The organism is Rhizobium sp. Root1203 (genome assembly GCF_001424945.1).
Taxonomy (GTDB): Bacteria; Pseudomonadota; Alphaproteobacteria; order Rhizobiales; family Rhizobiaceae; genus Rhizobium.
On the sequence record NZ_LMCW01000024.1, the window covers coordinates 41,577 to 52,641 of the forward strand.

At 57.2% G+C, this 11,065-nt stretch carries 11 protein-coding genes; 6 read left to right on the forward strand and 5 right to left on the reverse strand.

What is annotated here, in order from left to right; all coding sequences use genetic code 11:
* Positions 1 to 7 precede the first annotated feature (7 nt).
* Complete coding sequence (locus ASC97_RS22300; RefSeq protein ID WP_113000787.1) at positions 8 to 523, reverse strand: YHS domain-containing (seleno)protein; 516 nt, start codon at positions 521 to 523, stop codon at positions 8 to 10.
* Between the two features lie 14 nt (positions 524 to 537).
* Entirely contained in the window at positions 538 to 1,131 is a 594-nt protein-coding gene (locus ASC97_RS22305; protein ID WP_057470553.1) for an ankyrin repeat domain-containing protein, read from the reverse strand.
* 562 nt (positions 1,132 to 1,693) lie between these two features.
* Between ASC97_RS22305 and ASC97_RS22310 the strand changes: the two genes are divergently transcribed.
* The 4 genes from ASC97_RS22310 to ASC97_RS22325 all read left to right on the forward strand — a co-directional run bounded on the left by ASC97_RS22310 (position 1,694) and on the right by ASC97_RS22325 (position 4,750).
* The gene (locus ASC97_RS22310) at positions 1,694 to 2,098 is read left to right on the forward strand and encodes a VOC family protein (RefSeq protein WP_057470539.1); all 405 of its coding nucleotides are present in this window, start codon (positions 1,694 to 1,696) and stop codon (positions 2,096 to 2,098) included.
* A 219-nt stretch (positions 2,099 to 2,317) separates the two neighbouring features.
* Positions 2,318 to 3,289 (forward strand): DMT family transporter, encoded by a 972-nt coding sequence (locus ASC97_RS22315; protein WP_057470540.1) that lies wholly within the window; start codon positions 2,318 to 2,320, stop codon positions 3,287 to 3,289.
* A 322-nt stretch (positions 3,290 to 3,611) separates the two neighbouring features.
* Positions 3,612 to 4,202 (forward strand): ankyrin repeat domain-containing protein, encoded by a 591-nt coding sequence (locus tag ASC97_RS22320; RefSeq protein ID WP_057470541.1) that lies wholly within the window; start codon positions 3,612 to 3,614, stop codon positions 4,200 to 4,202.
* Positions 4,203 to 4,237: 35 nt separating this feature from the next.
* Positions 4,238 to 4,750: a YHS domain-containing (seleno)protein gene (locus ASC97_RS22325; protein ID WP_057470542.1), complete on the forward strand. Its 513-nt coding sequence runs from the start codon at positions 4,238 to 4,240 to the stop codon at positions 4,748 to 4,750.
* A 4-nt stretch (positions 4,751 to 4,754) separates the two neighbouring features.
* Here the strand turns inward: ASC97_RS22325 and ASC97_RS22330 are convergent, their stop codons facing one another.
* Together ASC97_RS22330 and ASC97_RS22335 are read right to left on the reverse strand one after the other, a co-directional pair.
* Positions 4,755 to 6,968 (reverse strand): adenylate/guanylate cyclase domain-containing protein, encoded by a 2,214-nt coding sequence (locus ASC97_RS22330; protein ID WP_057470543.1) that lies wholly within the window; start codon positions 6,966 to 6,968, stop codon positions 4,755 to 4,757.
* A 362-nt stretch (positions 6,969 to 7,330) separates the two neighbouring features.
* Positions 7,331 to 8,140, reverse strand: coding sequence for a helix-turn-helix transcriptional regulator (locus ASC97_RS22335; RefSeq protein ID WP_057470544.1), 810 nt, complete (start codon positions 8,138 to 8,140; stop codon positions 7,331 to 7,333).
* A gap of 95 nt (positions 8,141 to 8,235) precedes the next feature.
* Between ASC97_RS22335 and ASC97_RS22340 the strand changes: the two genes are divergently transcribed.
* Both ASC97_RS22340 and ASC97_RS22345 read left to right on the forward strand, forming a co-directional pair.
* A complete protein-coding gene (locus ASC97_RS22340) occupies positions 8,236 to 9,135 on the forward strand; it encodes an SDR family oxidoreductase (protein ID WP_057470545.1) in 900 nt (299 codons plus the stop codon).
* Positions 9,136 to 9,623: 488 nt separating this feature from the next.
* The gene (locus tag ASC97_RS22345) at positions 9,624 to 10,061 is read left to right on the forward strand and encodes a VOC family protein (protein ID WP_057470546.1); all 438 of its coding nucleotides are present in this window, start codon (positions 9,624 to 9,626) and stop codon (positions 10,059 to 10,061) included.
* A 186-nt stretch (positions 10,062 to 10,247) separates the two neighbouring features.
* Here the strand turns inward: ASC97_RS22345 and ASC97_RS22350 are convergent, their stop codons facing one another.
* Complete coding sequence (locus ASC97_RS22350) at positions 10,248 to 10,499, reverse strand: hypothetical protein (protein ID WP_057470554.1); 252 nt, start codon at positions 10,497 to 10,499, stop codon at positions 10,248 to 10,250.
* Positions 10,500 to 11,065: the final 566 nt, after the last annotated feature.

Genomic DNA, 11,065 nt, shown 5'->3' on the forward strand with positions numbered 1-11,065 from the left:
GTGCGCCTCACCGAAAATCATTCTTCGCTAGTTCAGCCTGCTTTTTCGGCCAGTTCGCTTCGGCCTTCGGCACGGCTTCGCTGGAATGCGCCGCAAAATCCTGCGTATCCACTTTATCATATGTAAGATAAAGCTTGCCGTCGATGATTGCGAATGCTTCCGGGTCAATATTGACGGTGACGGAGCCGGAGCCTGCGACCTCCGCAGCGCAATAACCGCCATACTGAGGCGCGTATTTCAATGGATTATTCTTGAACAATTCGCGGTGCTCGTCGCTGGCAAAATACCAGGGCGCTCCCAGCCAATCGTAGGAATATTTCTCTGACCCTTTGACAGCGCGGTTATCCAGGAAGTAGGCGACAGGGTCGTAGCCATCGATGGCAACTCCACCGAAATAGCCAGTGTTGACTGTGCCGTCCGCCCGCGCCGGTACGGCACAGGCCAGCGCGACGGCCAAGAACGCGGCCCCCGTCACATGGTGCAGTCGATCTGCGTATTTGCGGTCCGAGACCTTATTGACCATGATCCGTCCTCCGATCAGTCACTCATGCACTTTTGATACCACGCATCGCCGCCGAGAATATTTACGGGCGGGCAGGTTACGCCATGTTGCTTATAGAGGTGAACGATATCCGCGTTCCCTTTCCAGAGAGCGCGTGTGATCGGAAGGTAGCCATGAATTTCAGGGTGGCGCGGATCGGCTCCCTGCGCGATCAGCAACTTGGCGACGTCGGCATGATTTTCCTCTCCTGCCACCATAAGCGGCGTGACGCCCGCCTTGTTTTTTGCATCATCGAGCGGAGCACTTTTGGCGAGGAGCTGTCGTGCTATCGACGCGCTTCCGACATAGGCCGCTGCGTGCAACGGCGTGAAGCCGCCGGAGTTGCGCGCCTTCACGTCGGCCCCTTTGCTCAGCAGCAATTCGACCATGGAAGGTTGATTGGCCAGTGTTGCAACTATGAGTGGCGTCGCCTGATCAGCGGCCCGGCTGTCGACATTGGAGCCACTCGCCAAGGCCTGCGCAACAGCCTGCGTATCGCCAGACGCCACCGCATCGAACAACGGTTGCCCCAATGCAACCGTGCTCGCCATAGCAAACCCAGCCATCAACAACGCCAGAAGCCATCGCATTCGTGAAAGTAGCATACCCCAGGACTGCAGACCAGCTGGGACGGCTCGATTGAGCCCGAAGTGCTGATACTTGACCGAACCTTGCTGATCGGCTTCCGATGCAGTACGGACTTCCAAGGGTGTGAAATGGAAGATAGTATCTAGAATCGGGCCTTCCACGACGATGGCGAGTGAGCTTCCAGGTCCGAGGCGGAAGAACAGCTCCAATACCAGGGATGTCGAGCAAATTATTTCCCTGTAACCCAGTGAAACAATCCTTGTAACAAATTCTACGGTTTCCGCGGCGGGGTGAACTATACTGACGTTTACCTTAAAAGCGGGTGTTCTATAGGTTTCTCATGGGCATCAAGTGTAGGGAACTGGGCCGAAAAGACTTCCTTGGCTGCGAACAAGTCAATAAGCGTTGCAGGAATAAAAGCGGTTCGCAAGAATTCGCGAAACCGGCACTTGTTTCCCAACTTTTGCGACGGTCACAAGGTCCGTTTCTGGCGCGTCACCGACGTGGTGACAGTCGCTCCGCTGGCGGTTATGTGTTCCATGGCGCTGTACCTAGGAGTGATTCATGCCGCAGGTTCTCGCTCACGTTGCACTGGTCGTCCGAGACTACGATGAAGCGATTTTGATCTTCGTCGGGAAGCTAGGCTTTGATCTGATCGAAGACACTTATCAGCCGGAGCAGGAAAAACGTTGGGTAGTTGTTGGTCCAAGTGGAAGTAAGGGCTGTTCAGTCCTACTTGCCCGCGCTTCCGACGATCATCAGGCGCAATGGATCGGCAATCAGGCGGGAGGGCGCGTCTTCCTATTTCTGAGAACCGACGACTTTTGGCGGGATTATCGGCTGCTTGTTGATCGCGGCGTGGAGTTCGCACGTGAACCGAAGGAAGCGGATTACGGTTTGGTCGCTGTCTTCAAAGACCTCTACGGAAATCTCTGGGACCTGGTTGAGTTCACGGACGGCAGGCCTTGAAAGGAACTCCTCAGGTATCGGCTGTTGGACGACCGCTCGTGGCGCAAAGCGGCCGAGGCTCGTCGACGATCCGTCCCAAGCAGTCAGCGCCTATTCATCGGGAAATGCTGTGTTCTAATCGTAGTGGGCGCGCCGACGCTGGGGTCGTCCTCGCACAATAGGCGAAAGTGCCGCCGCCTTCATCTGTGCGGCGCACGGAAACTGTGGCATAATTGGTCCATGGCGATACATGTCTTGGCGGTCCATCGCGACACGGTCGGGACGGAACAGGTGGTGAGCCGTTCACTTGCCGCCGCCTATTCCGTGGGGGTTCTCTGCTGGCTGCTGTCGGCCGGCGTCTATATCGCCGCGAAATGGGTCTCTTCGGAGATGCCGCCCTGGGCGCTTTGCTTCTGGCGCGTACTGATCGCCTGGGCGATCCTGATGCCGATGGTGTACCGGCATTTCGGCGCCATGATCGCGCTTATGCGGGCTCGCGGCCTCGAGCTACTCGCCATCGGCGGTATAGGGCTTGCGATTTGCCAGGGCCTGATTTTTGTCGGCCTCGAACATGCCGATGCCACTACCGCCGGCATCATCATCGCCCTGATCCCGACCATCACCATGGTTCTTGCCCGTTTCATTCTGGCTGAGCCGATGGGACGCTGGCAGGTGATCGGATCGACCCTCGCCTTTCTCGGGATCGTGGTCATCATCGTCAAGGGCAGCCCGGCTGCGCTCTTGCGTCTCGACCTCAATCCCGGGGAGTTGTGGATCGTCGCTGGCGCGTTCTGTTTCAGCCTCTATTCCGTCCTGCTCCGCCGGGCGAAATTCGATGTGAATCGCCTTGCGCTCCTGGTGCTGCTCCTTGGTACTGCGGTGCTGACGGCGCTGCCCTTCTACCTATTTGAGCTTGTCTCCGACGAGCGCTCGACGCTGAATGCCAGCGGCCTTATCGCGCTCGGGTATGTCGCGATCCCGGGCGGCGCGGCTATGTATTATCTCTTCAATCGCAGCATCGAGGCTCTGGGAGCGGCGCGGGCGGGCGCGCTGCTTTACATTCAGACGATCTTTATCGCCGTGCTCGCCTACCTGTTCCTCGGCGAACAGTTGCAACGCTATCATCTCGAAGGCGCGGCACTCATAGTCGCCGGCTTGCTTCTCATCATCCTGCTGAAGCCAACGACCAGAGCGGAGGCGACCAAAGCTTGAGTACAAGCGCAATGGCCTTCCCAATGACCGCTCCTCTAATCGGGCATCAGGGCAAGCTCTTTCTGATGGTCGTTGGCACGCTTTTCACATGAACCCGACTGTACCACCCCGAACGCAAGATTTGGGCAATGCCACGAGCGTCATGCTTGTCCGTCTTGTTGCACATGGCTGAGAGGGCACCATTGACTTTACGAGCCTGGATGCGGGCCGAGGCTCGGTTCTGCCTGCGGATGCTCGAGGCGAAGCTGGTAGAATACCAATATGCATGGTAACTTCATAGAGCTTTGCACTGATTGGCCGCTGTGACGCGCCGGGGCATACGATGCGATTTGCCAGCTCATTTTTTCTGGGGCTTTTTTTCGGAATCTCCGTCACTTGGGCGGGGGCGCTGCATGACGCGGCCAAAAGCGGGGATATAGAGAGTGCCAAGCAGGCGCTTGCCGCACATGCCAATATCGGCGAGCTGAACGACGCTGGCGAACCTGCGTTGATCATCGCGGCTCTCTCCGGGCATCGGGATGTCGTTCTGCTTTTGTTGGAGAATGGTGGCGATATCAACGTTCGGAACAAGGGAGGTCTTACCGCGTTGCATGCGGCTGCCTACGGCGGTCATCTCGAAATCGCCGAGACACTGGTCGCAAAGGGTGCGCAGGTGAATGACGACAAGAACTTTTACCATATGTCACCGTTGCACGCCGCAGCCGAGGAAGGACATGCAGACGTCGTCGCTTTCCTGCTGACGAGCAAGGCGGATATCGAAGCGAAGGAACGCAACGGCTACACGCCGCTGACGCAAGCCGGCTGGCGCTCTCACTGGGATGCTGCAGAAGTAATGCTAAAAGCGGGCGCTGTTTGTCAGGAAGCCGCCATCGTTGGCGACTGGCTGTACAGCGAATGCACCAAACGAAAGTAAGGCTGCCCGCTGCTACGCAGGAAAGGTAGGAGACTATGTTTTACAAATCGAGGGTCGGGCTTGGTGCCTGTATCATCGCCGTTGTCGCTTTCGGGGTCGCTCCGCAAGTATCGGCCGAAGAAGCCGTGAATACCGGTTATTTCGGGGACGTCGCAATAAAGGGCTATGATCCTGTGGCATATTTCACCGATAGCAAGGCCATCGAGGGATCGCCAACCTTCACGTACCGGTGGCTGGGTGCCGAGTGGCATTTTGCCAGCGTAAAGAACCGCGACCTCTTTATTGCAGATCCGGGTAGGTATGCCCCTCAATATGGCGGCTATTGCGCCGATGGCGTTTCGTTCGGAACGGTCACCACCAACATCGACCCGCAAGCCTGGCGGATCATCGATGGGAAGCTCTATCTCAGCTACGACCCGGGCGCTGCAGATGGTTTTGAGAAGAAGCCGACCAAGGTCGTCGATTCCCAGAAACACTGGTCGGAGGTCCAGAGTACGCTGATCTCGGATAAAATGCAGAAGGATTGGCAACATGTTCCGGCCGAATAACGGGTCACGGGGCGGGTGAGAAGAATTTCAGCGCCTGCGGAGTGACGTGAACATACTGGGAATCGGTGTGGTCTGCGTCCCTGTTTTTGTACACGCGCCCGCAGACCATGCGATCCAGGAAATACCCGCTGAACCTCTCGCAGAGACTGTCACCCTGCACCTCGACGGTTCCGGTGATGTTCGTGTTGGCGCTCCGGTAAGCCGTGTTACCCGCCTTGTCAAAGAACTGGACGAAGGCCGTCCCGTTCTTGTGCTTTCCAACCCAGCTCCTGTCGTTGATGAGCTCGCGCAGTGCCCCACCGGCAATCTGGTCCGCCTGTTCGCCAACGAAACCGAAAGGCCACTCGGGAACGCCTGCCGATCTCAGCCCAGTAAGGTGGCGTTCGAGGTCATCTTCGCGCCAATAGTCGTAGAGATAGCCATAGTATTTCAGGTTGCTTTCCGGGAATTGCGCCAACAGCCTTGCCTTCGCTTGACTTGCGCGGATGCTATCGCCCTGGAAACTATATGCGGCCGTGAGATATTCCTGTCCTGCCTCCGCGTTCGGAAGCGCGTCACTTGCCGTCTGCATCAGAGGGATGGCCCGCTCGATGTCCCGCGCCGTGTAGAACACAATGCCTGCCAGCAGCCGAAAGTTCGGCGACGGCGACGGATCTAACCGCAACGCTCGTTCCATCTCGGCGATCGCATCCTCATGCTCTCCCGTTTGGGCAAGAATCAATGCCAGATTGCCAGCGGCCTCCGCACTGTTCGGTTGCACCTCCACAGCGCGCTCCGCCGAGTCGCGCGCTTCTGCATCCCTGCCATCGACAAGTTGGAGAAGAGCAAGGACAGTGTGGGCCCGCGCATTGTCCCGATCCAGCCTGAGCGCTTGCCCCGCGGCGTCATAAGCGATCTTGCGGGCAACCGCCGCCGACCAGAGGAAGTTGTAGTCGTTGCGCCAAACGTCGACTGCCACACGCGCGATGCCCGCATGTGCATCGGCAAAGTTGGGATCGAGGTCGATTGCCTTCTGATAATACGACAGCGTCCGACGATAAGTATCCACGTCGCCGTAGATTAGCCCCTCCTGCTCCGCTCTCATGTAATAGTCATAGGCTTCAAGGTTGTCGCTGGGTATCCGCTCGATTTGACTACGCTCTCCGTCGCTGAGTTCCACCTCAAGCGCGGAGATGATTTTGCCAGTCACGTCGTCCTGGACTGCGAAGAGATCCGCAAACTGGCGGTCATAGCGCTCGGCCCACATGGAAAGCCCCGTCAACGCATCGATGAGCTTGACATTGATGCGTAACCTTGGCCCGGCTCGCTGCAGAGTGCCTTCGAGCACATAGTGCACGCCCAATTCGGCCGCCACATCCTGTATTTTAGCCGCACCGTTCTTCATGGCAAAGACCGAGTGTCTGGCAATGACAAAGAGGCCCGACACTTTGGATAATTCCGTGATCAGGTCGTCGGTCAACCCTTCTGCCAGATGATCCTGTTCCGAATCTCCGCTGACGTTGATGAACGGCAAGACCGCCACAGACGGCTTTTCGGGAAGTGGATAGGCGAAGCGTTCGACAGCTTTTTGTGTCTGGACAAAGTCCCAGGCGCGCCACCGATAGGCGACGGCGGAACCGACAACAATCAACAGGATGGCAGCAAGGGCCACGAGCCTGCGCAACGAAATCTTGAACCGACGAAAGCGCGATCGGACGGCGTTCGGATCGATGACGACCCGATAGACACGTATGGGTTCGGCGATGCTTCGTACCTTTTGTTTGCCGAGCGAGACATAGTCCACGTTCAGCTTCGATTTAACCTGATCGTAGGTGGTCCCCGAAATTGCAATCCCGCCCGGCTCCGCCAGCGTCTGTATGCGATGGGCGATATTGACGCCATCGCCTTGAATGTCGTCGCCTTCGACGATGACATCGCCAAGATTGACGCCGATGCGGAACTCAAGTCGACGGTCAGGGGGAACAGATGGTTGGCGCAATGCCTTCTCGCGCTGTATTTCAGTTGCGCACTGAAGAGCGTTCACCACGCTGTGAAATTCGACGAGAACGCCGTCACCCATGGTCTTGACCAACCGGCCGTGATGATCGGCGATCTTTGGCCGAAAGATCTCATCCATATCAGCCTGGAATGCGCGACGCGTTGCCTCTTCGTCGATCTGGCTCAGGCGGCTATAGCCAGCGACGTCAGCGATCAGAATGGCTGCAAGACGGCGCTCCATGCTTCCCCACGCAAACTCTACCGTGACGATTCCAAAATAAACGGATGCAGTCGAATATAAGTCTGAGACGTCGAGACATCAGTCGCTAAGCTCTCAGGAAATATTGAGAGTTTTCATCGCTATCACCCGCGCTGGTGGAGAATGATGCTCTCATTTGCGATGGTGTTCAAACACTAAAGGATCAAGGAAAATCGGGAACCGTCACTCGCTCGACCTTGCCCCCAAAAAGGCCGCAATGGCTACGATTGTGAACCGCGGACAATTTACGCGCGAAAAGCCTTGTGTTTTTAGAGAGTGGCGCGCCTCTCGGCGCGCGCTACCACCTTTGCATTGCTCCCCGACTAGGCTTTATTTTCTGCTTTTCACTGGGCCAGCGTGCGGATGCGGTGCGCTACCGTGGGATGGACGGGGTTGTAGACGACCAGACTAAGGTCCGGCCTGCCATCGACCGCAAAACCGGAATATTCCAGCTCAATATCACCGAGGACCGGGTGCTTGAGCCGTTTGGTCCCCTCGCCGAGGGAGGACACTTCGTTCTCGCGCCACAATGCCTCGAATTCCGGGCTGGCCTTGCTGAGCTCGTCCACGAGTTCGGCGATTTCCGTCGTTGCTCCCGCCCGTACCGCGTCAGCTCGAAACGCACCGACGACAAAACGCGCCATGGCATCCCAGTCATGCTGGTGCTGCCGGATCGCCGGATTGCAGAATAGCAGCCGCAGGATGTTGCGATCAACGGGCGCGAGACGGTCATAATCCGTCAAGACCACGGTTGCGGCACGGTTCCAAGCGACTATATCCCACGCGGCTGTCCGTACGAGAGCGGGGCTTGCTTCGAGTGTGTCGATAAGGCGTTGAAGACGCGGGCTGATGCCCTCGGCTGCGCGAAACCGGACTTCGGGCGGTCGGCCAAGTCCCAGCATGAAGAGATGTTCGCGCTCCGGTTCCGTCAGCATCAGGCCGTTCGCGATACGGTTTAGGACATCGGGCGAAGGGGCTCCACCGCGGCCCTGTTCCAGCCAAGTGTACCAGGTCGGGCAAATGTTGGCGCGTTGCGCGACCTCTTCGCGTCGCAGACCAGGTGTCCGTCTGCGGCCGGAAAATCCGAAAGTAGCCGGATCAAGTCTCGATCGCCGATCTCTGAGGAATGAGCCTAGCGCTTTGGTCTCTGTCATAGATATCCTGTTGGCATTTATAATAGGATAAGATCACTACTTTAACACCATAAATCATGGCGCGATAATCGGTCCTCTTCAACACGGAGGTACCAATGCGTATTTTTCTGACCGGCGCAACTGGCTTCATCGGATCAGCCATCGTCACCGAACTCGTCAAGGCGGGCCATCATGTCATCGGCATGACCCGATCCGAGGCGGGCGTGCGCTCGCTCGAAGAGGCCGGTGTCGAAGTCCACCGCGGAACACTGGAAGAGCCACACAGCGTGCGTCTCGGTGCCGAGAAGGCGGACGCCGTCATCCATACTGCTTTCGACCATGACTTCTCCCGCTTCGTCGAAAACTGCCAGAAGGATAGGCGCGTGATCGGGGCGTTGGGGGAGGCGCTTAAGGGGTCGAGCCGTCCGTTCGTCATCACATCGGGAACTGGCCTCGGCAACGCCGAGCTCGGGGAGCTGGCACAGGAGGACGTGACCAACTTCGAACACCCCAATCCGCGCGTCGCGTCGGAACTGGCCGGAAACGCGCTCCTTGACACCGGTGTGAACGTTTCCGTCGTAAGGCTTCCGCAGGTCCACAACACGGTCAAGCAAGGTCTAATCTCACCGCTTGTGGAGATTGCCAGGGCAAAAGGGGCCTCTGCCTATGTCGGCGCGGGCCGCAACCGCTTTCCGGCCGGGCATCTGAGCGACGTGGCGGTACTCTACAGACTGGCGGTAGAACATGGCGAGCCCGGCGCGCGCTACAACGCGGTCGGCGAGGAAGGTGTCGAGAGCCGTCAGATTGCGAACGCCCTCGGTCGGGGACTGAACCTGCCGATCGTGTCGATCGCTCCCGAAGAGGCTGCCGGGCATTTCGGCTGGATGGCAATGTTTGCAGGTCTAGACTTTCCCGCGTCAAGCACAAAGACCCGCCGCGTTCTCGGATGGAACCCGGTGGGACCTGGCCTGATCGCCGATCTCAATGCCATGGACTATGGAAGTCTTGCCGCCTGACGCAGGTCCAGCTCGCCGCGTTCGTTTCGCTATGTGATGAAAGCCTTGGCGCCGGCAGAACGGGTAGTGCAACCCGGCGGAAGAAGGCGACCAGAAAGAAGGACCGTGCAGACCGGAATGCCGGGCCCAAATCTAAGCGACATCGGTCCTGTCGTGGAATTGTCAAGCAAGCGCCACCCTCCGATTTCTCGACCTACTAACTTCAAGCATGGGAGTGTATAGAATCGTGCATCGCTTTTGCAGTCGGTGCACCCCACGGCTTGGCAGGGATGGCAGCGGTTCTGCAGGGCTGGCCCCTTGCATGATTTACACGAGATCAGCCGCTGCAGCAAACCTGCGGCGATTTGGAGAGATTCACAGGCGACTCGCGTATCGCGGGACGGAGCAATAATACGCACGGTCGCTGTCGGTGTTGAGGCAACTCAAGCGTCCTATGTTAAACGAGGCAAATGCCTTGTAGATTGACCGACCCATTGGAGATTGGAAACATGGCGCTCAAACGGATGGACAACGTAGGAATTGTCGTCGAAGACCTCGGAGTGGCGATTGATTTCTTTCGCGAACTCGGCCTTGAGCTCGAAGGGCGGGCCACGATCGAAGGAGATTGGGCCGGACGTGTCACTGGACTGGGCGATCAGCGCGTCGAGATTGCCATGATGCGCACACCGGACGGCCACAGCCGGATCGAGCTCTCGCGTTTCCTCACGCCGCTTGTCGTCGCAGATCATCGGAACGCCCCGGTCAACGCCCTAGGCTACCTCCGCGTCATGTTCGCCGTGGACGAGATCGACGAGACGCTTGAAAGACTCCGCAAGCGCGGCGCGGAGCTCGTAGGCGAAGTAGTCCAGTATAAAGACGCGTATCTGCTCTGCTATATCCGCGGGCCTGAAGGGATTCTCATCGGACTCGCTCAAGAACTCAATTGAGAGGAAGTTGGACGGCACTGTCATTCCGATCGATGGCGTCTTGCACTTATCCGGAAACAAGTGCAATCAGGTCTGCACCTACCAGCGTGTCTTCTATCGCATCTACAAGAGATGGGTTTTCTCACAGCTATGTTTCTCTGGATGTGGCCTCCCCTCCACGTCAGAAGGAAAAGCCAGCCAGCCACTTCATTCGATATAATAGTCCTGCCCGGCGTTCTGATAGGTGAGCTTTAGCGTCCCGTCAGGCTGGACGACATAACGCTCATTAATGCGATAGCCGAACTTCCCGAGGAATGTGTTTTTGATGACGGTTCCTGGCTTGTACGGAGAATGAACTACCGTGCCGCCGTATGTCAGGCTACCTGGAAGCGGCTGGATCTCCGGTGTTAAGGTGGTACAAGCTATCAAACCCAATACAACCGCTGCACTGGCAACCATTGGGATCATTCGCATTTGCTTCTCGAACCGATATTTCATTGCTGAGTTTTCGGGCATGTTGTTGCTCCCTTACGCTCGTCAGGCTAATCGCGAGCGAACGATAGAATATTCCCCATCAGGTGATCCACTGGCCTTCCACTAACGCATTATTTGTTATTCCAGGTCCGCGAGTGGCAGTGTTAATTTAGTGTTGAGGGGCACATGTTCGTGTCGAGCTCGCAACATACATGGCTGGCGGAAATTATCTCTCGATCGTCACCGGAAAGAATGAGGTGGTTCAGTTTGATCGCCGCCATCGCGATAGCTCGCGATCTCACTCGCGCGACGCGCAACACCAAAGATTTTGAAGGTTTTGGAATCGATATCATCGATCCATGGACAGCTAATGAACGATCTCGTCACCTGTCGTCGGAAAGATGAAAAACCATGCCGGCATTGTGTTGATCAGGAACTACACATCCCTCAACTGTGAGCGTCCGGCGAACGGATTTTGCTGAACGAGCCAGTTGAGCGATGTTCTGGCATTAGAACCAGCATTAGTGCTGGGATTAATTCCAGGTCTGAGA